The sequence below is a fragment of the Pseudomonas sp. Sample_14 genome, assembly GCF_004307515.1.
Classification (GTDB): domain Bacteria; phylum Pseudomonadota; class Gammaproteobacteria; order Pseudomonadales; family Pseudomonadaceae; genus Aquipseudomonas; species Aquipseudomonas atacamensis.
Genome location: NZ_RCOC01000064.1, coordinates 62578 through 85560 on the forward strand (window position 1 = coordinate 62578; position 22983 = coordinate 85560).

A 22983-nucleotide genomic window follows, 5' to 3' on the forward strand; every position below is an offset into this window, starting at 1 on the left:
AATTCGACCTGAGAAAGAAAAAAGGCGCATCCGAAGATGCGCCTTCAGGCCCGTCTTACTCAGCCTTTGGCGTTTCGCGCAGGCGAATGTGCAGCTCGCGCAATGCCTTGGCATCCACTACGCCCGGGGCCTGCGTCATCACGTCGGCAGCACTCTGGGTTTTCGGGAAGGCGATCACTTCACGGATCGACTGGGCGCCGGTCATCAGCATCACCAGACGGTCCAGACCGAAGGCCAGACCACCGTGCGGCGGCGCACCATACTTCAGCGCGTCGAGCAGGAAGCCGAACTTCTCTTCCTGTTCCGCTTCGTTGATGCCCAGCAGGCGGAATACCGCTTGCTGCATTTCCTTGCGGTGGATACGGATCGAACCGCCGCCCAGCTCGGTGCCGTTCAACACCATGTCGTACGCACGGGACAGTGCGCCGGCCGGGTTGGCTTCGAGTTCCTGCGGGGTGCACTTCGGTGCGGTGAACGGGTGGTGCAGCGCCGAGAAGCTGCCGTCGTCGTTCTCTTCGAACATCGGGAAGTCGACGACCCACATTGGCGCCCACTCGCAGGTCAGCAGCTTGAGGTCGTGACCGAGCTTGATACGCAGCGCGCCCAGGGCTTCGCTGACGATCTTGGCCTTGTCGGCACCGAAGAACACGATGTCGCCATCGACTGCGCCAACGCGATCGAGGATCACGTTGAGCTCGTCTTCAGGAATATTCTTCACGATCGGCGATTGCAGACCTTCAACACCGGCAGCACGCTCGTTGACCTTGATGTACGCCAGGCCCTTGGCACCGTAGATGCCGACGAACTTGGTGTAGTCGTCGATCTGCTTGCGCGGCATGCTCGCCCCGCCTGGAACACGCAGTGCGGCGATGCGGCACTTCGGATCGTTGGCCGGGCCGCTGAACACCTTGAATTCAACTTCTTTGAGCTGGTCGGCAACGTCGACCAGTTCCAGTGGAATACGCAGGTCCGGCTTGTCCGAACCGTAGCGGCGCATGGCTTCTTCGAAGGTCATGTGCGGGAATTCGCCGAATTCCAGGTTCAGCACTTCCTTGAACAGGTTGCGGATCATCTGCTCGGTCAGGCCCATGATCTCTTTTTCATCGAGGAAGCTGGTCTCGATGTCGATCTGGGTGAATTCCGGCTGGCGGTCGGCACGCAGGTCTTCGTCACGGAAGCATTTGGCGATCTGGTAGTAACGGTCGAAGCCGGCCACCATCAGCAGTTGCTTGAACAGCTGCGGCGATTGCGGCAGGGCGAAGAACGAACCGGCATGGGTACGGCTCGGCACCAGATAGTCACGCGCGCCTTCCGGAGTGGCCCGGGTCAGGATTGGCGTTTCGACGTCGAGGAAGCCGTTCTCGTCGAGGAAGCGACGGATGCTGGTGGTCATGCGTGAACGCAGACGCAGCTTCTCGGCCATTTCCGGACGACGCAGATCGAGGAAGCGATAGCGCAGGCGGGTTTCTTCGCCGACGTCGGAGAACTCGTTGAGCGGGAACGGCGGGGTTTCCGACTCGTTCAGCACTTCCAGTTCATAACCGAGCACTTCGATCATGCCCGAAGCCATGTTGGCGTTGGTCGCGCCGGCCGGACGCAGACGCACCTTGCCGGTGATCTTCACGACGTATTCGCTGCGCACGCGATCGGCAGCGGCGAAGCTCTCGGCGCGATCCGGGTCGAACACCACCTGGGCCAGACCATCACGATCACGGATGTCGAGGAAAATCACCCCGCCGTGGTCGCGGCGACGGTGAACCCATCCGCAAAGGGTAATTTCCTGGCCTTCCAGGCTTTCGTTCAGTTGGCCGCAATAGTGGCTGCGCATCATGGTGTGGTTCGCTTCTCGTAATTCGAAATTCGGTGGAGATCCCGCCGCCATCAAGCAAGGCGGCAACTCACGCGTGTCGTTCGTTCAGGGTTTGAACCCTAGTCAGCTTTGTCGCCACCGGCCAGATTCTTCTTGGCTCCGGTCTTGAAGTCGGTCTCGTACCAACCGTTGCCGCTGAGGCGAAAACCCGGCATGGACAGCTGCTTCTTCAGTTCGGGCGCCTGGCAGGCAGGGCAATCGACCAACGGTGCGTCGCTGATCTTCTGAATGGCTTCCAACTGATGACCACAGGAAGCACATTGGTAATCGTACATTGGCATGGAGGTGTCTCGGCGATCAGATTGCTGCCGCGCGCAGGGCTTTGCGGCGAAAGCGCGGGATTATATCGATTAAATGCAGGCTGTGCAGCCGTAACGCTGCACAGCCTGCAACCTCGTTGCAACCGCCGTTTCAGCGCGAAACGGCGGGTGCGAGATCTTTGATCCCGTTCATGACACAAACCACCCGCACCAGCGCACTGAAATTCTTCACTCCGCCGTAACGCAGATGCACCTCACGATCAACGTGGGATAGCAGTGTGCTGATCGAACAATGATTGTCCTCGGCCATGCCGCCGAGGATGTTCCAGTAGACCTGCTCGAGTCGCAGGCAGGTCGCAAAACCGTTGAGGCGAATCGACCGCGACAGCGGCCGGATCAGATTCATGTCGAACTCGCTGACAAACGGGTCGACTTTAATTACGTGCCGCGAAGCCGACATCCTGTCGCTTCGCCTGTCTCCTTCTACCATAGCGTTGACACTCCTTTGCCATGACTGCTGATTTATAAGGCAACATCCTGCGCCTTCATAAAAACCCAGTGACAAAGTTAGCGCCATACGACTTGTTGACCAGCCTCGTAGGATAAGCCAACGACAACGGTAAGAGTCTGGAGAGCATGCGGACGACCTCACGCCGTCCGCAGCGTCTGGATCATTCCTCGAGCAGTGCGCGCAGCATCCACGCAGTTTTCTCGTGCACTTGCATGCGCTGGGTCAGCAGGTCAGCAGTCGGCTCATCGCTGACCTTGTCCAGCAGCGGGAAAATGCCGCGCGCGGTACGGGTCACCGCTTCCTGGCCTTCGACCAATTGCTTGATCATGTCTTCGGCGCTCGGTACACCGACTTCTTCTTTAATAGAAGAAAGACGCGCGTAGGTCGCGTAGGCACCCGGCGCCGGGAAGCCCAACGCACGGATACGCTCGGCGATCGAATCGACAGCCAGCGCCAGCTCGTTGTATTGCTCTTCGAACATCAGGTGCAGCGTGCGAAACATCGGGCCGGTGACGTTCCAGTGGAAGTTATGGGTTTTCAGATACAGCACATAGGTGTCCGACAGCAGCCGCGACAGCCCTTCGACGATGGATTTGCGGTCTTCTTCACTGATACCGATATCAATTGCCATGCTTACCCCCTAACAGTGATTGAATTCATCCAGCAGGTTCAGCCCCACTTTAGCAAGGCAAGCGCCCGCTCGCAGCTATCAATCCGTGATCTGACTGCGACAAATCGACCGTTTCTCTGCCGCTGGCCGGGCTGATTTGAGTAGCCGCAGGCTTTGCTGTTAAATAGGCAGTGTGTCGCCATGCCCTATTTTCCGGGGCGTTGCGCATAGGCTGATGCCGTGTACGTGTCCACCGCCTCTTATTTTGTCCTGAAGCGAACCGTGCGCCTTCAGCTCTTCCTTGTGAGCCGTCATAACGTGAGCCAATCAAAATGTTGAAAATCGTCCACCTGCTAATGGGCGCAGCAGCCTTGCTGCTGTCGTTCATACCCAGCCTGAAAGCCGAAGCCGTTCCTTACCTGCAACAGCCCGATGCACTTTACCTGGCCTTTTTCGGCCTGCTGAACCTGGTCATCGCTCCAGTGATTCCCTACTGGAACAAAGGCCCGCGCCAGCATCTGCAAAATCTGGTCAGCGCCCTTCTGGTACTGACTGTCGTCCTGCAGACTTTGACCCTGATCGCGCCGATGCCGGTCATCGCTGGCCAGCCGGCGGTGTTGTTCAGCCTGGTGATCGCCCTGGTTGCCGTGCTGCTGCATTTGGCTGTCAGCTTCTACAAATCGTCACCGGCCGCTGCGCCGACTACCTATGACATGAGCAATCGCGATACCGGCACCGTGAAGTGGTTCAACACTTCCAAGGGTTTCGGGTTTATCTCCCGGGATTCCGGCGATGATATTTTCGTGCACTTTCGCGCCATTCGTGGCGAAGGCCACCGTGTTCTGGTCGAAGGCCAGCGCGTCGAGTTCTCGGTGATGAACCGCGACAAGGGCCTGCAAGCCGAGGACGTGATCGCCGCTCTGCCGCGTCGCTGATCCAAAGCAAAAAAAAACCGCGAACAGCCTGGCTGTTCGCGGTTTTTTTATGCCTGGCGAATGGCTCAATAATGCGGCGGCGGTGCGTCTTCTTCGAAAGCACCGAACTGCCCGACCATTTCTTCGTGACGCTTGATCAGCGCCTCCATCTGCAATTGCAGGCGCTCGATGACTCTCTGCTGGGCCACCAGCACATCGTTCAAAGCCTGAATGGTGTCATCCTGAAAGGCCAGACGGCTTTCCAGATCGGTAACGCGTTCTTCAAGGCTCATGACTCAGCCCTCCACAAAGGTGAATTCTTCGGTCAGCACCAGACGCAAGCGCTCGCGAATGGCTGCTACCTGTTCCGCGCTGTACGGCTTGGCCGGGTGCCTGCCCCAGACCGGCGCCGGCCAGGCGGCGTCATCGCGTTTACGCACAATGACATGCATGTGCAACTGACTGACAACGTTACCCAGGGTTGCCACGTTCAGCTTGTCGGCGTCGAACGAATCCTTGAGTAACTCGGCAAGGGTGGTGGTTTCCCGCCATAGCTGTTGCTGATCGGCGACATCCAACTGAAACAACTCGCTTATATCCTCGCGACGAGGTACCAGGATGAACCAAGGGTAATTGCTGTCGTTGGACAGCAACAGCCGGCACAACGGAAAGTCGCCGATGACCAGGGCGTCCTGTTGAAGTCGTGAATCCAAAGCAAACACTGTGAGCACTCCCGCTGATCCTATGACTCAGCTTAGCGGCGGCGCCGTGAAAGCAGCGCGCCAAGCGACAGAACGGCAGCATACCTGCGAATGCAGCGGGCTTCACGCTTCCCTCCGACAGTAATTCAGTAAGCGCGCCGACATAAGACATTTATCTCGCCGACGCACCAATACAGCCCCGGACATGAGCCTTGACGTGAAGATCCGCATGAAACCCCCTGATCTGTCGACCCTCGAATCGGGCGGCGCCAGTTTTACTCGGGCCCGATTGTGATTTTTTTGCACCAAAACTGCACAACACGTCTACGCTCAGTGGGTCGGGCATCCGCCAAATACTCAATGCGGGGTGAACCGGTAACGCTTTTGGTTGTCCTGCGCGGCTTTGGTGCGTTGCAACACCATTGGGGGATCGTCGTCAAGCCCGTAACAAAACAGCCCCGAGACCCCGTTTTCACAAGGTTTTCACATCTGAAAGCTGCACACAGAAAAATAACCGCAGCGTTTTTGCGGTTTGTGCACGCTTGTTGCATTAGTAAAGGTATGGACTATAAGCGCACCACTGGAAGTGGTCGCCTGAAGCCAATAAAAACAGTGGCAGGGTTGCCCGATGGAGATTCAAGTGTTTTGCCAGGGACTCTTTTTTAGCGATGCAAAAAGGCCCGGAAACAGCGATAAAGTTGTCAGCCCGGTTGCATCGGTACTGTGGATTTGCGACATCCAGCGCTCCTTCTGCGACAACGCCGTAAAGAAGCTGAAAGGTTGATTTCGCAAGTATCGCCAACAATGTCGGCGTGATATAAGTTTGCGCCGACACAAAAAGAAAGAGCCGCCCAGATAATAAAACAGGTGGGACGGCAGTACTCTTCTAAAAACCAAAGGAGCAAATCACGATGCGCGTGATGAAGTGGAGCATGATCGCCCTGGCTGTTGCAGCAGGCACCTCGCAGTTCGCAATGGCGTCTTCTCAGGATGAAGCCAAAGGTTTCCTGGAAGATCAGAGCCTGAACCTGAAAACCCGCCTTCAATACATGAACCGCGACTTCCGTAATGGCGCTGGTAATATTCCGAAAGAGGGTGGGGGCTTTAAAAGCGGCTACCGTCAGGACACCGGTATCAGCCAGCTGCTGAGCTACGAGTCTGGCTTCACTCAAGGCACTATCGGCTTTGGCCTTGACGCAATGGCGATGGGCGCTGTCAAACTGGACGGCGGTTCGGGTCGTGCGGGCAATAATAAATTCGCTGTCGATAGCGACGGGAACCCAGAGCAAGCACAAGGCAAGACGGGTGCTGCGGTGAAGTTTCGCCTCTCCGACACCACTCTGAAGTATGGTCGTCAATTCGTTGCCAGCCCGGTCTTCGCTACCGATGACAGCCGTATGCTGCCAGAAGTTGCGGAAGGCACCTTGCTTACCAGCAAAGAGATCAAAGGCCTGGAACTGACCGCAGGTCGTTTCACCGCACTGAGTTCCCAAACCGGCATGGGCAAGGATAGCATCAACGGCAAGTCTACCCCGGGTCTGACCAGCGCCAACATCGCTGGCGCAACCTACCAGTTCACCGATAACTTCGTTGCCGGTGTTGCTGCGTCGGACGTTGATGACTACTTCAAAAAGCAATACATCAACGCCAACTACACCTTCCCGATCAATGACGAGCAGTCGCTGAACTTCGACTTCAACGGCTACCGCACCAAGGATCAGGGCCAAGCGCTGTATGGTAAACAGGACAACAAACTGTGGAGCCTTGCTGCTGCCTACAGCATCGGTGCACACAAATTCACCCTTGCTCACCAGCGCTCCACCGGTGACACAAACTACCTGTACGGCGTGGACGGTAACAGCACGATTTTCGTAGCCAACTCCATTCAGATCTCTGACTTCATCGGGCAAGACGAACGCTCTTGGCAAGCTCGCTACGACCTGAACATGAAGAATTACGGCGTTCCGGGCCTGAGCTTCATGGCTCGTTACGTACGAGGCGACAACATCACGACCTCCTCCGACACCGAAGGTAAAGAAAACGAGTTCAACTTCGAAACCAAATACGTGATGCAGGAAGGTCCGGCCAAGGATTTGTCTTTCCGTCTGCGTAGCGCGATTTATCGTGCCAATGACGCGTATAACACTGACTACGCTGCAGACAACAACGATGTACGTATCATCGTTGAGTACCCTCTGAGCATCTTGTAATCTTGATGTAAATTGGCGTCACTCTAGAGCGTTGCTCTAACAAAAACCGCTCACCTGACTCAGGTGAGCGGTTTTTTTACGAGTGAAACTTCACACAAACTTCAAGCATTAGCCAGCTATCTATTAGCCTGCAATCTTTCGCGTTAGCCTAAAACCCAAAGGTATTAACACCCCTTTGAGTTTGCGTTAATTAACTGTTCGCAAGGCAATTATCATTGGTTTTGCTGAACAGCGCTTTCCTGAACCACACGTATAACCCGCTGCGGAAATGGAATATCAATACCAGCACTCTTCAAACGATCACGCGCCTGCTCATTGAACATGAACATCACATCCCAATAATCCGCAGTTTTCACCCACACCCGCAGGGAGACCGTGATCGAGCTATCACCCAATGTCGAAATTACTGCCTGTGGCTCCGGGTCCTGCATGACGCGGGGATCCTTGGCCAGATCCAGCAATACCTGACGGGCCTTCTGCAGATCCGCTTCGTAATCCACGCCCACATCGAACACGACTTTGCGGGTTGGCTGGCGGTTGGTGTTGGTGATGATGCCGTTCGACAGATTGCCGTTGGGCAGGATGATGGTCTTGTTGTCGCCAGTGCGCAGCACGGTGTGGAAAATCTGGATGCTGTCGACGGTACCCGCTACACCTTGGGCTTCGATCCAGTCACCGATGCGGAACGGGCGGAACAGCAGAATCAGCACGCCGCCAGCGAAGTTGGCCAGGCTGCCCTGCAAGGCCAAGCCAATCGCCAGACCCGCAGCACCGATGGCCGCGACGAACGAGGTGGTTTCGACGCCGATCATCGACGCGACGCTGACAATCAGCAACACCTTGAGAATGATGTTGGCCAGGCTGCTGATAAAGCCTTGCAGTGCCAGATCGGCATTGCGCAGGGCGAGCAGACCGCCGAGTTTTTGCGTGACCTTGTTGATCAGCCACCAGCCGATGGCCAGGGTAATTACTGCCAGCAGCACGCGGCTGCCGTACTCCATGATCATCGGGATCCACGCCTGGGACGCCTTGACCAGGTGGTCCACTTCCGCATTCAAATCCATGTTCTATCTCCTGATTTCCGGCTTCCCGGGGTGTATTCAAAACAACTGTGGGAGCGAGCCTGCTCGCGAATGCGGCGTGTCAGTCAACTTTTCGCTGAATGAAACACCGCATTCGCGAGCAGGCTCGCTCCCACATAGCCTTCAGACCAAGCTTAGTCGCGGAAGTTGTTGAACTGCAGCGGCATGCCGAATTCCTTGGCACGCAGCACCGCGATGGCTTCCTGCAAATCGTCGCGCTTCTTGCCGGTGACACGCACCTGCTCGCCCTGAATGGCGGCCTGGACCTTGAGCTTGGCTTCCTTGATGTGGCCGACGATCTTCTTTGCCAGCTCTTTGTCGATGCCTTCCTTGAGGATGGCGTCCTGCTTCATCAGCTTGCCCGAAGCGTAGGCGTCCTTGACCTCGAGGCACTGCACGTCGATCTTGCGCTTGGTCAGCGCCAGCTTGAGGATTTCGATCATCGCTTCGAGCTGGAAAGCGGCTTCGGCGGTAAGGCTTACGGTCAGGTCCTTTTCCTTGAACTCGAAGCTGCCTTTGCCTTTAAGGTCATAACGACGATCGAGTTCCTTCACGGCGTTCTCGACCGCGTTGGTGAGTTCGTGTTTGTCCAGTTCGGATACCACGTCGAACGACGGCATGTAATCTCTCCAATAAAAAGGCGCGCTCGATGTGCATGGAGCGCGCTTGGCTTGCGGTTAAAATCGGGCTCATTATAACGGGTCTTTTCCTACCGATACGGCGAGCCGCACATGCCTGCAAGCAATCGAGCAAAAAACTGATGTCGACCACCTGGCACGTACTTGGCGTCGGCAGCCTCGGCACACTCTGGGCGACACGTCTGGCCCGCGCCGGCTTGCAGGTGCGCCTGATCCTGCGTGATGCCGCGCGTTTGCAAAGCTATGCGGCGGTTGGCGGATTGACCCTGGTAGAAAACGGACAAGCTCATACCTATGCAGTTCCCGGCGAAACCCCGGACAGCCCCGAGCCGATTCACCGATTGCTGGTTGCGTGCAAGGCCTATGACGCCGAAGAGGCCGTCGCCCGCCTCGCTTCCCGCCTCGCGCCGGACGCCGAACTGATCCTGCTGCAGAACGGCCTCGGCAGTCAGGACGCCGTCGCCGCGCGGGTGCCACAGGCGCGCTGCATCAGCGCCTCCAGCACCGAGGGCGCGTTCCGCGATGGCGATTGGCGCGTGGTGTTTGCCGGTCACGGTTTCAACTGGCTGGGCGATGCGGCAAATCCGCTGGCGCCGGTCTGGCTGGACGAGCTGCAAGCGGCGAACATTCCCCATGAATGGAGCGCTGACATCCTCACTCGACTGTGGCGCAAACTGGCGCTGAACTGCGCGATCAACCCGCTGACCGTGTTGCACAACTGCCGTAACGGCGGGCTGAGCGAGCATCACTGCGAAGTTGCCACACTCTGTGCTGAATTGACCGAACTGCTAGAACGCTGCGGCCAACCTGCTGCGGCGGACAATCTGCAAGCGGAAGTAGAACGGGTGATCCACGCCACCGCCGCCAATTACTCTTCGATGTATCAGGACGTCGCCAACCAGCGCCGCACCGAGATCAGCTATCTGTTGGGCTACGCCTGCAAAATCGCCGAGCGCCATCAGTTGCATCTGCCGCATCTGCACCAGTTGCAGCAACGTTTGGTGGCGCATCTGCGCAAGCGTGGATTGCCCAGTGACTGAGCAGCCGCTAGGCTGACGACTTGTTCCCCTGCTGCGATAAACCTGATGCCATTGCGCCAGCGCCTTGAAAACCTGCCGGTCGGCCAGAAACTGCTGGCCGCCCTGCTGGTGTTGTTGACCACGGTTCTGCTGGTCGCCAACCTGACCTTTATCAGCGCCGCCTACTACATTTCTCAGGAAAGCATGGCGCCTCAGGCCCTGCAGACCATCGGCCGGCTGATCGCCAATCCGAGTCTGGTCAGCGATGCGCTGGAGTCGCCGCGCAGCGCCGAGCGCCTGCTCAAGGAGCTCGACAGTTATTCACCGCTGCGCGCCGCCGCCCTGTACGACGGCAAGGGCGAACGCCTGGCGCAAGTGCAGCGCGGCGAGAAACTCAGTCTCCCCGAGCGCTACCGCCACGTCGAAGCCTGGCAACTCACCGAGTTTCGCAGCAACCAACTGATCACCCTGCCCCGCCCCGGTGCCGCGCCGGGGCATCTGTTGCTGGTCGCCAGCAGCGAACTGCCGATGGCGTTCTACACCGGCACTCTGACCGCCAGCCTCGGCATCCTGATCTTCAGCGTACTGCTGTGGCTGGTGATTGCCCGGCAGATCAAACGTCTGATTACCCGGCCGATTCATCAGCTGGAGGAATTGTCCCGGCAGGTCACCCGCGAAGAGAACTACGCCCTGCGCGCCGCGCGCGGCAACCATGACGAAATCGGCAGTCTGGCCGAGGCGTTCAACACCATGCTCTCGCGCATCGAAGCCCGCGAGCAGCAATTGAAACGCGCCCGCGACGACTCGCAGGCCGCCTACGATCAGGCGCAGGGGCTGGCCGAGGAAACCCGCCACACCAACCGCAAACTGGAGCTGGAAGTCCAGGTGCGCAGCAAGATCGAAAAGAAGCTCACCGGCTTCCAGAATTACCTCAACAGCATCATCGACTCAATGCCGTCGGCGCTCATCGCTCTCGACGAGCAGCTTTACGTCACCCAATGGAACCAGGAAGCCAGCGCCCTCTCCGGTACACGCCTGGATGAGGCTTTGAACCAACCGATCTTCCTCGCCTTCGAACCGCTCAAGCCGTTTTTGCCGCAGCTCAAGGCCACCGTCGAACAGCACACCGTGGCCAAAGTCGACCGAGTGACCTGGTTCAAGGACGATGAACCCAAGCATTACGCGCTGACGTTTTATCCGCTGATGGGCGGTGCCGGGCGTGGCGTGGTGATCCGTATCGACGACATCACTCAGCGTCTGTCGCTGGAAGAAATGATGGTGCAGTCGGAGAAAATGCTCTCGGTCGGTGGCCTTGCGGCCGGCATGGCCCACGAAATCAACAACCCGCTCGGCGCGATCCTGCACAACGTGCAGAACATTCGTCGGCGTCTGTCGGCGGATCTACCGAAGAACATCGAGACCGCCGAGCAACTGGGCATCGAACTGGACACGGTGAACCGCTACCTGCAAGGCCGCGAAGTCCCGCAATTGCTCGACGGCATTCAGCAGGCCGGCGCCCGCGCGGCGAAAATCGTCACGCACATGCTCAGCTTCAGCCGCCGCAGCACCCGGCAAATGGCGCCGTGCGATCTGCCGGCATTGATTGATCAAGCCGTGGAAATCGCCGGTAACGACTTCGACCTGGCCATCGGCTTCGACTTCAAGGGCCAAGCGATCATTCGTCAGTTCGACCCGGCCCTCGGTCCGGTGCCGGGCACCGCCAACGAGCTGGAACAGGTGCTGCTCAATCTGCTGAAAAACGCCGCGCAGGCGATTCACCAGCGTGAAGACGACAGCGAACCGGGCCGGATCATTCTGCGCACCCGGCTTAATCCGCCGTGGGCCGAGATCCAGGTCGAGGACAACGGCATCGGCATGAGCGAGAACGTACGCAAGCGTACCTTCGAGCCGTTCTTCACCACCAAAGAAATCGGCCAAGGCACCGGCCTGGGCCTGTCGGTGTCGTACTTCATCATCACCAACAATCACAAGGGCCAGATGGAAGTGCAGTCGGCGCCCGGCCAGGGCACTTGCTTCACCCTGCGTCTGCCGCTGGCGCAACCTGCGCCGCTGACCACCGAAACCAATCCACTACCGAGGTAACCCATGGGCTTTCGCTTGTCGAAGATCTACACCCGCACCGGCGACAAAGGCGAAACCGGCCTCGGTGACGGCCGTCGCGTTCCAAAAGATCATCCGCGTATCGAGGCTATCGGCGAGGTCGATACGCTGAACAGTCAGGTCGGCGTGCTGCTCGCCGGTTTGCTCGCCGAGCGCGCAGTGCATCCGGGGCTGAATGAAATCATCGAAGTGCTGGCGCCGTGTCAGCATCGCCTGTTCGACCTCGGCGGTGAACTGGCGATGCCGGAATATCAGGCGTTGAACGAGGCTGAAATCGAGCGGCTGGAAGCGGCGATCGATGCGTGGAATGAAGAGCTGGGGCCGCTGGAAAACTTCATCTTGCCGGGTGGTTCAATGTTGATTGCGCAGGCGCATGTCTGCCGCAGTCTGGCGCGCAGTGCCGAGCGCCGCTGTCAGCATTTGAACTCGGTTGAGCCATTGACCGGGGTTGGCCTGGCGTATATCAATCGGTTGTCGGATTTGCTGTTTGTTGTGGCGCGGTTGATTGCGCGGCGGCAAGGGGTGGCGGAGATTTTGTGGCAGCCGGCTGCGAAACCTGAAGGAAAGTAGCGCCTGTCAGGCCTCTTCGCGAGCAGGCTCGCCCCCACATTTGACTGCGTTCTGAATGAGAGATGCAATCCACTGTGGGAGCGAGCCTGCTCGCGAAGAGGCCGCTAGCCTCAATCGAGAATCAAGCTTCTGGCCAGAACGCCCGAATCCCCGCCACACCCTGAGCCCCAACACCCCAAGCCTTCTCGCGTTCCGCCGGCCCTACTCCACCGAGCAGAAACACCGGTTTACTGAAATCGTCGATCAACGCCTGCGCCTGCTCCCACCCCAACGGCTGTGCATCCGGGTGCGTCAGCGTCGGCTGCACCGGGGACAGGGTGACAAAGTCGACGCCCATCTGCTCGGCCAGCGCCAGCTCTTCAGCGTTATGGCACGACGCCGCGAGCCAACGCTCCGCCGGCAACGGACGCCCAGCCGCCGCGTATTTACGCAGTTGCGCAGCGGTGATGTGCCACCCGGCAGACGGGAAATCGCCGAGCCATTCGAAGGGCCCTTTGATCATCAACTGTGCCTTGCCCGCACACAGGCCCACCGCGTCGACCGCCAGATCACGGTATTTCGGGTCGTAGCCGTTGGGTGCGCGCAGCTGGATCAATTTGATCCCGCCGGCAATCGCTTTCTGGATGCCGCGCAACAAGGCCGGGCCTTCCAGATCCTCCGGAGTGATCAAGTATTCGGCAGGCAAGCGCGCCGCCGCGACGATCGGCTGATTGGCCGCCGGGAACTCATAGTTGATCAATTCCCTGGCAGTGACCCAAGCCAGTGGCTGGCCTTCCGCGCCGTGGGGTTCGCCGCTGAACGCCGAGACTTCCCAGACATCCAGCAACACCTGTTTGTCCGGGTAATCGTGGCGAACTTTGATCAGCGGCCGCGCAGCATCAACGATGACGCCCAGCTCTTCGTGCAGCTCGCGAGCCAGTGCCGATTCGACCGATTCGTCAGCCTCGACCTTGCCACCGGGAAACTCCCACAAGCCGCCCTGATGCTGGGTGTCGGCACGGCGGGCGATAAGAATTTTGCCGGCACCGTCACGGATGACGGCAGCGGCGACGTGGACGCGTTTCACGGATTCAATTCCTCCAGTCCAGCCTTTTGCCACGCTTTGAAGGCGGGCCATTGGTAGACGGTTTCAACATAGGCTTCGTCGACCGCCGGCAGCTTCACCTGATAGGTGCGCAAGCGCACGGCGATCGGCGCGAAAAAGGCATCGGCAAGGCTGACACGACCGAACAGGTACGGCCCCTCTTCCGTCGCTGCCGCGCGGCATTCGGCCCACAGCGCGAGCATGCGTTCGATATCGACCTTCACTTCTGGCGGCACCGGGTTCAGCGGTGCGTCCTGGCTCAGGTTGAACGGCATGTGGTTACGCATGGCGAAGAAGCCGCTGTGCATTTGTGCGCAGGCCGAGCGGGCCTGGGCGCGGGCGAAGGTATCGCTCGGCCAGAGTTGCTCGGACGGAAACTGTTCGGCGAGATATTCAGCAATGGCCAGCGAATCGGCGATGGTGCCACGGGTGGTTTGCAGCAGCGGCACCTTGCCGGTCGGCGAATGCTTGAGCAGGCGCTCGCGGGTGTCGGGCTTGCCGAGCTTGATCAGCTCTTCGCTGTAGGGTGCGCCGGTCAGTTCCAGCGCCAGTGCCGCACGCAGGGACCAGGAGGAAAGCAGTTTGTCGCCGATGATCAGGTGCAGGGACATGGTGTGGCGCCTTTTCGTCAGAGGAATGCTTCTGAATGGGTTGTGTCCGGATCGCCGCTTTCGCGAGCAGGCTCGCTCCCACAGAGAACCGAGCTGCAGCGAGAATACCCTGTGGGAGCGAGCCTGCTCGCGAATGGAGCGGCTCGGTCCCGGATCAGGTCAAGTACGGTATTCAGCGTTGATCTTCACGTACTCATGCGACAGGTCGGTGGTCCAGATGGTTTCGCTGCAATCGCCGCGCCCCAGTTCGATGCGAATGGTGATTTCTTCCTGCTGCATCACCGCCGAGCCCTGTGCTTCAGTGTAGGTCGCGGCGCGAGCGCCACGGCTGGCGATGCATACGTCACCGAGGAACACGTCGATCTTGCTCACGTCCAGGTCCGGCACTCCGGCACGGCCGACAGCGGCAAGGATGCGGCCCCAGTTCGGGTCAGAGGCGAACAGCGCGGTCTTGATCAGCGGCGAGTGGGCCACGGTGTAACCGACGTCCAGGCATTCCTGGTGGTTGCCGCCGCCGTTCACTTCAACGGTGACGAACTTGGTCGCGCCTTCGCCGTCACGCACGATGGCCTGGGCGACGTCCATGCACACTTCGAATACCGCCTGTTTCAGCTTGGCGAACAGCTCGCCTTCAGCGCGGGTGATCTCAGGCAGCGCGGCCTTGCCAGTGGCGATCAGCATGCAGCAATCGTTGGTCGAGGTGTCGCCGTCGATGGTGATGCGGTTGAACGACTTGTTGGCGCCGTCGAGCATCAGGTTGTGCAGCACCTCGCGGGAGACTTTGGCGTCGGTGGCGATGTAACCCAGCATGGTCGCCATGTTCGGGCGAATCATGCCGGCACCTTTGCTGATGCCGGTGACAGTGATGGTCACGCCGTCATGCTCGAACTGGCGGCTGGCGCCCTTGGGCAGCGTGTCAGTGGTCATGATGCCGGTGGCGGCGGCTTCCCAGTTGTTCTCCGACAGATCATCCAGCGCAGCTTGCAGCGCGCCTTCGATCTTCTCGACCGGCAGCGGCTCGCCGATCACGCCAGTGGAGTACGGCAGAATCTGGCTGGCATCGACGCCGGTCAGCTCGGCCAACTTAGCGGTGGTGCGCTCGGCAGCCGCCAAGCCAGGCTCGCCGGTGCCGGCGTTGGCATTGCCGGTGTTGGTCAGCAAGTACCGCACGGCATTGTGCACGCGCTTTTTCGCCAGGATCACCGGCGCGGCGCAAAACGCGTTCAGGGTGAACACGCCAGCCACGGTCGAACCTTCAGCACAGCGCATCACCACCACATCCTTGCGCCCCGGGCGCTTGATGCCGGCCGAGGCGATACCGAGTTCAAAACCGGCAACCGGGTGCAACGTTGGCAAAGGACCAAGACCAACAGCCATGAATGCGCTCCTTACTCAATGATGTCAGCACCGCCACGGGAAAGGACGGTGGGATAAATGGCAAAACGCCGCGACGGCAGGAGCCGGTCGCGGCGCGGGGTGTTCAGCGATTGAAACGGGTTTTACTGGATCTGCCCGTGGCAATGCTTGTATTTCTTGCCCGAACCGCAGTAGCACAGTTCGTTGCGGCCCAGCTTCTGCTCGTTGCGAACCGGGGCAGCGGCGGTGGCCAGTGCCACATCGACCTCTTCACCCAACGCTTCCGGCTGATCCAGCCCAGGCGCTTCGGCATGTTCGAACTGCATGCGCGCCGCCAGTGCTTCGGCTTCCTGACGCAGGCGTTGCTCTTCGGCTTCCGGATCTTCGCGACGAACCTGAACGTGCGAGAGCACGCGGATCGAGTCGCGCTTGATCGAATCGAGCAGCTCGGAGAACAGCGTGAACGACTCGCGCTTGTATTCCTGCTTCGGGTTCTTCTGCGCATAGCCACGCAGGTGAATGCCGTGACGCAGGTGATCCATGGTCGACAGGTGGTCTTTCCACAGGTCGTCGAGTACGCGCAGGACGATCTGCTTCTCGAACGAGCGCAGCGCCTCGGCACCGGCCTGATCTTCTTTCTCGTTGTACGCCGCCATCAGCTCGGTCATGAGCTTCTCGCGCAGGGTTTCTTCGTACAGGTGATCGTCTTCGTCGAGCCATTGCTGGATCGGCAGTTTCACGCCGAAATCGCTTTCGATCGACGCTTCCAGACCGGCCACGTCCCACTGCTCTGGCAGCGATTGCGGCGGAATGTGGGCGCTGACGGTAGCGTTGAGCACGTCCTGACGGAAGTCGGCGATGGTTTCGCCGATGTTGTCAGCGGCCAGCAACGTGTTACGCATGTGATAGATCACTTTACGCTGCTCGTTGTTGACGTCGTCGAACTCGAGCAGTTGCTTGCGGATGTCGAAGTTGCGGCCTTCAACCTTGCGCTGCGCCTTCTCGATCGCGTTGGTCACCATGCGGTGCTCGATCGCTTCGCCCGGCTGCATGCCCAGGGCTTTCATGAAGTTCTTCACCCGGTCGGAGGCGAAGATGCGCATCAGGCTGTCTTCCAGCGACAGGTAGAAGCGGCTCGAACCGGCATCGCCCTGACGGCCGGCACGGCCACGCAGCTGGTTGTCGATACGGCGCGATTCGTGACGCTCGGAAGCAATTACCTGCAAGCCGCCGGACTCCAGCACTTGCTGGTGACGCTTCTGCCAGTCGGCCTTGATCTGCGCGATCTGCTCGGGAGTCGGGTTTTCCAGCGAAGCGACTTCCACTTCCCAGTTGCCGCCCAACAGGATGTCGGTACCACGACCGGCCATGTTGGTGGCGATGGTCAGCGCACCCGGACGACCGGCCTGAGCAATGATTTCAGCTTCTTTTTCGTGGAACTTGGCGTTGAGAACCTTGTGTTCGATGCCTTCTTTGACGAGCAACTCGGACATGTGCTCGGAGGTCTCGATGGTCGCGGTACCCACCAGCACCGGACGACCGGCGGCCATGCTTTCCTTGATGTCCGCGACGATCGCCGCATATTTCTCTTCGGCGGTGAGGAACACCAGGTCGTTGTAGTCTTTACGCGCCAACGGCTTGTTCGGCGGGATGACCATGACTTCCAGACCATAGATCTGGTGGAATTCGAACGCTTCGGTGTCGGCGGTACCGGTCATGCCCGACAGCTTGGTGTACAGACGGAAGTAGTTCTGGAAGGTGGTCGAGGCCAGGGTCTGGCTCTCGGCCTGAATGTTCAGACCTTCCTTGGCTTCGATAGCCTGGTGCAGGCCTTCGGACAGACGACGACCCGGCATGGTACGACCGGTGTGTTCGTCGACCAGCACGACCTGACCGTCCTGGACGATGTATTCGATGTTGCGGTTGAACAGCTTGTGCGCACGCAGACCGGCGTAGACATGTGTCAGCAGGCCAAGGTTGTGCGCCGAGTACAGGCTCTCGCCTTCGGCCAGCAGGCCGACGCGGGTGAGCATTTCTTCGATGAACTGGTGACCGGCTTCGTTGAGTTCGACCTGACGGGTCTTTTCGTCAACGGTGTAGTGACCGGCCTTGGTGACCTGGCCTTCAACTTCCTCGACGTGCAGTTCCAGCTGCGGGATCAGTTTGTTGATCTCCATGTACAGCTTGGAGCTGTCCTCGGCCTGACCGGAAATGATCAGCGGAGTACGCGCTTCGTCAATGAGGATGGAGTCGACTTCGTCGATCACGGCAAAGTTGAGTTCGCGCTGGAATTTTTCATCCATGCTGAACGCCATGTTGTCGCGCAGGTAGTCGAAACCGAATTCGTTGTTGGTGCCGTAGGTGATGTCGGCGGCGTAGGCGGCGCGCTTCTCTTCCGGCGGCTGGAACGGCGTTACGACGCCGACGGTCAGGCCGAGGAATTCATACAGCGGGCGCATCCAGTTGGCGTCACGGCGGGCCAGGTAGTCGTTCACGGTCACAACGTGCACGCCCTTGCCGGACAGTGCGTTGAGGTAAACACCCAGGGTGGCCACGAGGGTCTTGCCCTCACCGGTGCGCATTTCGGCAATCTTGCCTTCGTGCAGGGTCATGCCGCCGACGAGTTGCACGTCGAAGTGGCGCATGCCCATCACACGCTTGCCGGCCTCGCGGGCTACGGCGAAGGCTTCCGGCAACAGCTTGTCGAGGGTTTCCCCTTTGGCGATACGGGCCTTGAACTCGGCGGTCTTGGCGCGCAATTGATCGTCCGAAAGGGCCACCATTTGCTCTTCGAAGGCATTGACGAGCTGCACCGTCTTGAGCATGCGTTTGACTTCACGCTCGTTCTTGCTTCCAAAAAGTTTCTTTAACAAAGGCGCAAACATATCGGCAGGATCTTCCACACTAAAGGGATGGAGGGCGGCCCCGTGAGTCGCCCGTGCAGCCCTCATGGCCGCATGCGAACGAGCATTCTACCCGGAAACGGTGGTGAGGAAAGTGGCGATGTTCCACGATGCTGGCACTGCGCTTTGACGGGGCTCACTTAAAATAGGGGCGTTTTGCTCAACTTCAACCCGTCGGGGGAAAGAAGTCAGGCGTTGATTTAATGAGCAAATCAGGGACAAAAGCAATGGCCCAGAGGTTCCGCAGCTTTCTGCTACCATGGCGCCTCTGTTCCTTCAGGTGTTCGATCATGGCGTTTCGCCCTCTCACGGCCAGAGCACCCGCCGTTCTGTTACGCGAAGCCAAACCGCTGAAAGCCATCCTCGGCCATGCCCAGCGTCTGGAGCATTTGCAGCGCCTGCTCGAAAGCCAACTGCAACCGGCCGCCCGCGAGCATTGCCGGGTAGCCAAGTGGCGCGAAGGCGAGCTGTCGCTGGTGGTCACTGACGGCCATTGGGCGACGCGACTGCGCTATCAGCAGAAACGTCTGCAACGACAACTGCAATTGTTCGAAGAGTTCGCCAACCTGACGCGGATCAAATTCAGCGTGCGCCCGCCGATCGTGCAGCATCGGGTAGTTGGGCACTCGATGGATCTGTCCAGCAGTGCGGCAGAGACGATTCAGTCGACGGCCGACGGGATCAGCGATCCGGGATTGCGCGCGGCGCTGGAGCGGTTGGCGGCGCATGCCAAAAGCAAAACCTGAAGCAAAAGCAAAAGATCGCAGCCTGCGGCAACTCCTACAGAATGAATGCATTTCAACTGTAGGAGCTGCCGAAGGCTGCGATCTTTGCTTTTTAGCGGCGCTTGCTGCCTCCGAGCAGAGACCCCATCAACCCGCGCACCAACTGCTTGCCAAGGTTATTGGCCGCCTGGCGCATCGCTGATTTCAGCGCCTGGCCTGCCGCCGTGCCGAGGAATTCTCCCGCGCGGTCAGCCAGGCTCGGCTCTTCGGCCGCCGCTTTGCCCGCTGGTGTTTCAGCCTCGGGCGCCAGCCCTTTGCGGCCCATCAAAATCTCGTAGGCCGACTCGCGATCGATCGGCTTGTCATAACGGCCCTTGAACGGCGAGCCGGCGATCAGCACGGTGCGCTCGGTTTCGGTCAGCGGGCCGATCCGCGACTGCGGCGGTGCCACCAGCACGCGCTGGACCATTTCCGGGGTGCCCTTCTCGGTCAGCGTGCCGACCAGCGCCTCACCAATACCTAACTCAGTCAGCACCGACAGACTGTCGAACGCCGGATTCGGCCGAAAGCCATCCGCAACCGCACGCAGGGACTTCTGCTCTTTGGCGGTGAACGCACGCAGGCCGTGTTGAATACGCAAGCCCAACTGCGCCAGCACGTCATCCGGCAGATCCGCCGGCGACTGGGTGACGAAATACACGCCAACACCTTTGGAACGAATCAAACGCACCACTTGCTCCAGGCGTTCCTGCAACGCCTTGGGCGTGTCGCCGAACAACAAGTGCGCCTCATCGAAGAACAGCGCCAGCAGCGGCTTGTCAGCATCGCCGCGCTCGGGCAGTTGCTCGAACAACTCGGCCAGCAGCCACAGCAGGAACGTTGCGTAAACCTTCGGCGCCTCGTGCACCAGACGGCTGGCGTCGAGCAGATGGATGCGTCCCCGGCCATCGGCGCCCGGTTGCAGGATGTCTTCAAGTTGCAGCGCCGGCTCGCCGAACAGGGCCTCGGCGCCCTGCTGTTCCAGCGTCGCCAAACGGCGCAGCAGCGCTTGGCTGGAACCGGTGGTCATCAGCGCCGCGTCTTCGCCGAGCAACTGCGGGTTGTCCTTGAGGTGGTTGAGCAGCGCTTTCAGATCCTTGAGATCCAGCAGCAACAACCCTTCGCGATCCGCCACCTTGAAGGCAGCGTACAGCGCCGACTGCTGACTGTCGGTCAGCTCGAGCAGGCTGCCGATCAGTAGCGGACCCATTTCGCTCAGGGTGGTGCGCAGCGGGTGTCCGGATTCGCCGTGGATGTCCCACAGCGTGACGGGATAAGCCTGCGGCGTGTGACCGAGCCAGGGCATGCCGGCGATGCGCTCGGCCACTTTGCCCTGCGGGTTGCCAGCGGCGCCGAGCCCGCAGAGGTCGCCCTTGATGTCGGCGGCGAACACCGCCACACCGGCGTCGCTGAACGCTTCGGCCAGACGCTGCAATGTCACGGTTTTACCGGTGCCGGTGGCGCCAGCGATCAGCCCGTGGCGGTTGGCCAGGCGCATGGCCTGAGCGATGGGTTGCGCGGCCGGATCAGCGCCGATAACGAGTTGCGAAGAGTCAGGCATTTTCTCACCCAATGGTTAATCTTTGATGACACATGGCCGATACATAAATTGGATAGACCCATCAGAAAATCGGGTCGGACATTTCCCTAAGGAGAGCCGGAAATATCAGTTTTTCAACCTTGCCCATAGTGCGCGTCTCTATCAAAGCACGCCCAGGACATTAAGACCTTAGCGGAACCCCAAGCCATGGACAAAAACCTGCGCTTCAGCCATAAGATTTTGCTTGCCGCCGCTCTCATCGTCATTGCCGCTTTTGCCTCGTTCACGTTGTACAACGACTGGCTGCAGCGCAATGCGATCCGCGATGATCTGAACAACTACCTCAATGAAATGGGCGAGGTCACCGCCGGCAACATCCAGACCTGGCTCAGCGGGCGCATTCTGCTGATCGAGAACTCCGCGCAGAACATCGCCATCAACCCGGAACCTGCCACGGTCGCCAGCCTGCTGGAACAGAAAAGCCTGACCTCGACGTTCATGGCCACCTACCTGGGCGATGCCACTGGGCACTTCACCATCCGCCCGGACGTGAAGATGCCGGACGGTTTCGATCCACGCGTACGCCCTTGGTATAAAGGTGCCGAAAGCAGCAGCACCTCGACCCTGACCGAACCCTACATCGATGCGGCCACCGGCCAGTTGATCATCTCCATCGCCACCGCGTCGAAAAAGTCCGGGCAGAGCGTTGGCGTGGTCGGTGGTGACCTGAGCCTGCAATCGCTGGTCGACACCCTCGCCGCGCGGGATTTCGACGGCATGGGTTATGCGTTTCTGATCAGTGCCGACGGCAAGATCCTCGTCCACCCGGACAAGGCTTTGGTGATGAAATCGCTCAAAGAAGCCTACCCGCAGGACACGCCGCGCATCAGCAGCGATTTCAGCGAAGTGAGCGTCGACGGCAAAACCCGCATCGTCACCTTCGCCCCGATCAAGGGCCTGCCGTCGGTGAACTGGTACATCGGTCTGTCGATCGACAAGGATCAGGCCTACTCGATGCTCAGCGAATTCCGTACCTCAGCGGTAATCGCAACCATTATTGCGGTAGCAATCATCATCGCCCTGCTCGGCATGCTGATCCGCCTGCTGATCCAGCCGCTGCACGTGATGACCCGCGCTATGGAAGACATCGCCGACGGCGAAGGCGACCTGACCAAACGCCTGAACATCGTCAATAACGATGAATTCGGCATCCTTGGCACCGCATTCAACCGCTTCGTCGAGCGTATTCACGGCTCGATCCGCGAAGTGTCCTCGGCCACCGGCCAGGTCAACGAAGTCGCGCTGCGCGTGGTAGCTGCGTCGAACTCGTCGATGTACAACTCCGACCAGCAAGCCTCGCGCACCAGCAGCGTTGCCGCCGCGATCAATCAGCTCGGCGCCGCCGCCCAGGAAATTGCCCGCAACGCCGCCCAAGCGTCGAATCAGGCCAGCGATGCCAGGGGTCTGGCCGAAGATGGCCAGCAGGTGGTCGAGCGCAGCATCAAGGCGATGAACCAGTTGTCGAGCATGCTCAGCGCGTCGAGCACCAACATCGAGTCGCTGAACAGCAAGACCGTCAACATCGGCCAGATTCTCGAAGTGATCACCAGCATTTCCCAGCAGACCAACCTGTTGGCGCTGAACGCAGCGATCGAAGCGGCGCGCGCCGGTGAGGCCGGTCGTGGTTTCGCCGTGGTGGCCGACGAAGTGCGCAACCTCGCGCACCGCACTCAGGAATCGGCACAGCAGGTGCAGACCATGATCGAGGAGCTGCAAGTCGGCGCCCGGGAATCGGTGAGCACCATGAGCGACAGCCAGCGCCACAGCCAGGACAGCGTCGAGATCGCCAACCTTGCCGGCGAACGCCTGAACAGCGTGACCCTGCGCATTGGCGAGATCGACGGGATGAACCAGTCGGTGGCGACGGCGACCGAGGAGCAGACTGCGGTGGTTGAGTCGATCAACGTCGATATCACCGAGATCAACACGCTGAACCAGGAAGGCGTGGAAAACCTGCAAGCGACCTTGCGCGCTTGTTCGGATCTGGAGCAGCAGGCTTCGCGTCTCAAGCAACTGGTGGGCAGCTTCAGGATTTAAGCTGCGGCGACTGGCCACTTCGCGAGCAGGCTCGCTCCCACAGGGAAAATGCATTCCATTGTGGGAGCGAGCCTGCTCGCGAATATCTACCTTTCAACGAAACCCGACTGACACCCCACCGC

General features: G+C 59.6%; 20 protein-coding genes. 7 read left to right on the forward strand and 13 right to left on the reverse strand.

What is annotated here, in order from left to right; all coding sequences use genetic code 11:
• Positions 1 to 55 precede the first annotated feature (55 nt).
• From aspS to D8U61_RS15115, 4 genes are all read right to left on the reverse strand, one after another.
• Entirely contained in the window at positions 56 to 1831 is a 1776-nt protein-coding gene (aspS, locus tag D8U61_RS15100; RefSeq protein ID WP_130927193.1) for an aspartate--tRNA ligase, read from the reverse strand.
• Positions 1832 to 1929: 98 nt separating this feature from the next.
• Positions 1930 to 2151, reverse strand: a complete 222-nt coding sequence (locus tag D8U61_RS15105) for a zinc ribbon domain-containing protein (RefSeq protein ID WP_016773499.1) — start codon at positions 2149 to 2151, stop codon at positions 1930 to 1932.
• 130 nt (positions 2152 to 2281) lie between these two features.
• Positions 2282 to 2620: a ribbon-helix-helix domain-containing protein gene (locus D8U61_RS15110; protein WP_024014091.1), complete on the reverse strand. Its 339-nt coding sequence runs from the start codon at positions 2618 to 2620 to the stop codon at positions 2282 to 2284.
• Between the two features lie 181 nt (positions 2621 to 2801).
• On the reverse strand, positions 2802 to 3272 hold the full coding sequence (locus tag D8U61_RS15115) for a Dps family protein (protein WP_016773497.1): 471 nt from the start codon (positions 3270 to 3272) through the stop codon (positions 2802 to 2804).
• A 311-nt stretch (positions 3273 to 3583) separates the two neighbouring features.
• On the opposite strand from D8U61_RS15115, the gene D8U61_RS28230 reads away from it, so the two are divergent.
• Positions 3584 to 4186, forward strand: a complete 603-nt coding sequence (locus D8U61_RS28230) for a cold-shock protein (RefSeq protein ID WP_016773496.1) — start codon at positions 3584 to 3586, stop codon at positions 4184 to 4186.
• Between the two features lie 65 nt (positions 4187 to 4251).
• Here the strand turns inward: D8U61_RS28230 and D8U61_RS15125 are convergent, their stop codons facing one another.
• Both D8U61_RS15125 and D8U61_RS15130 read right to left on the reverse strand, forming a co-directional pair.
• Positions 4252 to 4458, reverse strand: a complete 207-nt coding sequence (locus D8U61_RS15125) for a SlyX family protein (protein ID WP_016773495.1) — start codon at positions 4456 to 4458, stop codon at positions 4252 to 4254.
• Between the two features lie 3 nt (positions 4459 to 4461).
• The gene (locus tag D8U61_RS15130; RefSeq protein WP_016773494.1) at positions 4462 to 4887 is read right to left on the reverse strand and encodes an HIT domain-containing protein; all 426 of its coding nucleotides are present in this window, start codon (positions 4885 to 4887) and stop codon (positions 4462 to 4464) included.
• A gap of 890 nt (positions 4888 to 5777) precedes the next feature.
• Between D8U61_RS15130 and D8U61_RS15135 the strand changes: the two genes are divergently transcribed.
• The gene (locus tag D8U61_RS15135) at positions 5778 to 7076 is read left to right on the forward strand and encodes an OprD family porin (protein WP_110602526.1); all 1299 of its coding nucleotides are present in this window, start codon (positions 5778 to 5780) and stop codon (positions 7074 to 7076) included.
• Between the two features lie 212 nt (positions 7077 to 7288).
• Here the strand turns inward: D8U61_RS15135 and D8U61_RS15140 are convergent, their stop codons facing one another.
• The gene (locus D8U61_RS15140) at positions 7289 to 8140 is read right to left on the reverse strand and encodes a mechanosensitive ion channel family protein (protein ID WP_110602527.1); all 852 of its coding nucleotides are present in this window, start codon (positions 8138 to 8140) and stop codon (positions 7289 to 7291) included.
• 152 nt (positions 8141 to 8292) lie between these two features.
• Positions 8293 to 8778 carry a YajQ family cyclic di-GMP-binding protein gene (locus tag D8U61_RS15145; protein WP_130927194.1) on the reverse strand — a complete coding sequence of 162 codons (486 nt, stop codon included), beginning with the start codon at positions 8776 to 8778 and terminating at the stop codon, positions 8293 to 8295.
• Between the two features lie 140 nt (positions 8779 to 8918).
• On the opposite strand from D8U61_RS15145, the gene D8U61_RS15150 reads away from it, so the two are divergent.
• Genes D8U61_RS15150 through D8U61_RS15160 form a run of 3 tightly spaced genes read left to right on the forward strand, consistent with a single transcriptional unit; the run spans position 8919 to position 12506 of the window.
• Entirely contained in the window at positions 8919 to 9836 is a 918-nt protein-coding gene (locus D8U61_RS15150) for a putative 2-dehydropantoate 2-reductase (protein WP_130927195.1), read from the forward strand.
• A 45-nt stretch (positions 9837 to 9881) separates the two neighbouring features.
• Positions 9882 to 11918 (forward strand): HAMP domain-containing sensor histidine kinase, encoded by a 2037-nt coding sequence (locus D8U61_RS15155; RefSeq protein ID WP_016773489.1) that lies wholly within the window; start codon positions 9882 to 9884, stop codon positions 11916 to 11918.
• 3 nt (positions 11919 to 11921) lie between these two features.
• On the forward strand, positions 11922 to 12506 hold the full coding sequence (locus D8U61_RS15160) for a cob(I)yrinic acid a,c-diamide adenosyltransferase (RefSeq protein ID WP_130902314.1): 585 nt from the start codon (positions 11922 to 11924) through the stop codon (positions 12504 to 12506).
• A 121-nt stretch (positions 12507 to 12627) separates the two neighbouring features.
• Here D8U61_RS15160 and D8U61_RS15165 read toward each other — a convergent pair whose 3' ends face one another.
• From D8U61_RS15165 to secA, 4 genes are all read right to left on the reverse strand, one after another.
• On the reverse strand, positions 12628 to 13572 hold the full coding sequence (locus tag D8U61_RS15165) for a Nudix family hydrolase (protein WP_130927196.1): 945 nt from the start codon (positions 13570 to 13572) through the stop codon (positions 12628 to 12630).
• Positions 13569 to 14201 carry a glutathione S-transferase family protein gene (locus tag D8U61_RS15170; protein WP_130888828.1) on the reverse strand — a complete coding sequence of 211 codons (633 nt, stop codon included), beginning with the start codon at positions 14199 to 14201 and terminating at the stop codon, positions 13569 to 13571. The genes D8U61_RS15165 and D8U61_RS15170 overlap by 4 nt, the downstream gene beginning before the upstream one ends.
• A gap of 159 nt (positions 14202 to 14360) precedes the next feature.
• Positions 14361 to 15578 carry a bifunctional glutamate N-acetyltransferase/amino-acid acetyltransferase ArgJ gene (argJ, locus tag D8U61_RS15175; RefSeq protein ID WP_041479803.1) on the reverse strand — a complete coding sequence of 406 codons (1218 nt, stop codon included), beginning with the start codon at positions 15576 to 15578 and terminating at the stop codon, positions 14361 to 14363.
• 122 nt (positions 15579 to 15700) lie between these two features.
• Positions 15701 to 18442, reverse strand: coding sequence for a preprotein translocase subunit SecA (gene secA / locus D8U61_RS15180; protein WP_038861039.1), 2742 nt, complete (start codon positions 18440 to 18442; stop codon positions 15701 to 15703).
• 308 nt (positions 18443 to 18750) lie between these two features.
• Here secA and D8U61_RS15185 point away from each other — a divergent pair, with 308 nt between their 5' ends.
• The gene (locus tag D8U61_RS15185; protein WP_123443689.1) at positions 18751 to 19206 is read left to right on the forward strand and encodes a DciA family protein; all 456 of its coding nucleotides are present in this window, start codon (positions 18751 to 18753) and stop codon (positions 19204 to 19206) included.
• A gap of 91 nt (positions 19207 to 19297) precedes the next feature.
• Here D8U61_RS15185 and D8U61_RS15190 read toward each other — a convergent pair whose 3' ends face one another.
• Positions 19298 to 20785 carry a helicase HerA-like domain-containing protein gene (locus D8U61_RS15190; RefSeq protein WP_041480025.1) on the reverse strand — a complete coding sequence of 496 codons (1488 nt, stop codon included), beginning with the start codon at positions 20783 to 20785 and terminating at the stop codon, positions 19298 to 19300.
• Positions 20786 to 20971: 186 nt separating this feature from the next.
• Here D8U61_RS15190 and D8U61_RS15195 point away from each other — a divergent pair, with 186 nt between their 5' ends.
• On the forward strand, positions 20972 to 22861 hold the full coding sequence (locus D8U61_RS15195) for a methyl-accepting chemotaxis protein (RefSeq protein WP_130927197.1): 1890 nt from the start codon (positions 20972 to 20974) through the stop codon (positions 22859 to 22861).
• Positions 22862 to 22983: the final 122 nt, after the last annotated feature.

What these genes read in the sequence shown, in the direction of transcription:
- D8U61_RS15170 (WP_130888828.1), bottom strand. Translation starts at nt 14,201, where the DNA reads ATGTCCCTGCACCTGATCATCGGCGACAAACTGCTTTCCTCCTGGTCC.
- D8U61_RS15125 (WP_016773495.1), bottom strand. Translation starts at nt 4,458, where the DNA reads ATGAGCCTTGAAGAACGCGTTACCGATCTGGAAAGCCGTCTGGCCTTT.
- D8U61_RS15140 (WP_110602527.1), bottom strand. Translation starts at nt 8,140, where the DNA reads ATGGATTTGAATGCGGAAGTGGACCACCTGGTCAAGGCGTCCCAGGCG.
- D8U61_RS15195 (WP_130927197.1), top strand. Translation starts at nt 20,972, where the DNA reads ATGGACAAAAACCTGCGCTTCAGCCATAAGATTTTGCTTGCCGCCGCT.
- D8U61_RS15115 (WP_016773497.1), bottom strand. Translation starts at nt 3,272, where the DNA reads ATGGCAATTGATATCGGTATCAGTGAAGAAGACCGCAAATCCATCGTC.
- D8U61_RS15145 (WP_130927194.1), bottom strand. Translation starts at nt 8,778, where the DNA reads ATGCCGTCGTTCGACGTGGTATCCGAACTGGACAAACACGAACTCACC.
- aspS (WP_130927193.1), bottom strand. Translation starts at nt 1,831, where the DNA reads ATGATGCGCAGCCACTATTGCGGCCAACTGAACGAAAGCCTGGAAGGC.
- D8U61_RS15160 (WP_130902314.1), top strand. Translation starts at nt 11,922, where the DNA reads ATGGGCTTTCGCTTGTCGAAGATCTACACCCGCACCGGCGACAAAGGC.
- D8U61_RS15135 (WP_110602526.1), top strand. Translation starts at nt 5,778, where the DNA reads ATGCGCGTGATGAAGTGGAGCATGATCGCCCTGGCTGTTGCAGCAGGC.
- argJ (WP_041479803.1), bottom strand. Translation starts at nt 15,578, where the DNA reads ATGGCTGTTGGTCTTGGTCCTTTGCCAACGTTGCACCCGGTTGCCGGT.
- D8U61_RS15105 (WP_016773499.1), bottom strand. Translation starts at nt 2,151, where the DNA reads ATGCCAATGTACGATTACCAATGTGCTTCCTGTGGTCATCAGTTGGAA.
- D8U61_RS15110 (WP_024014091.1), bottom strand. Translation starts at nt 2,620, where the DNA reads ATGGTAGAAGGAGACAGGCGAAGCGACAGGATGTCGGCTTCGCGGCAC.
- D8U61_RS15150 (WP_130927195.1), top strand. Translation starts at nt 8,919, where the DNA reads ATGTCGACCACCTGGCACGTACTTGGCGTCGGCAGCCTCGGCACACTC.
- D8U61_RS15190 (WP_041480025.1), bottom strand. Translation starts at nt 20,785, where the DNA reads ATGCCTGACTCTTCGCAACTCGTTATCGGCGCTGATCCGGCCGCGCAA.
- secA (WP_038861039.1), bottom strand. Translation starts at nt 18,442, where the DNA reads ATGTTTGCGCCTTTGTTAAAGAAACTTTTTGGAAGCAAGAACGAGCGT.
- D8U61_RS15155 (WP_016773489.1), top strand. Translation starts at nt 9,882, where the DNA reads ATGCCATTGCGCCAGCGCCTTGAAAACCTGCCGGTCGGCCAGAAACTG.
- D8U61_RS15185 (WP_123443689.1), top strand. Translation starts at nt 18,751, where the DNA reads ATGGCGTTTCGCCCTCTCACGGCCAGAGCACCCGCCGTTCTGTTACGC.
- D8U61_RS28230 (WP_016773496.1), top strand. Translation starts at nt 3,584, where the DNA reads ATGTTGAAAATCGTCCACCTGCTAATGGGCGCAGCAGCCTTGCTGCTG.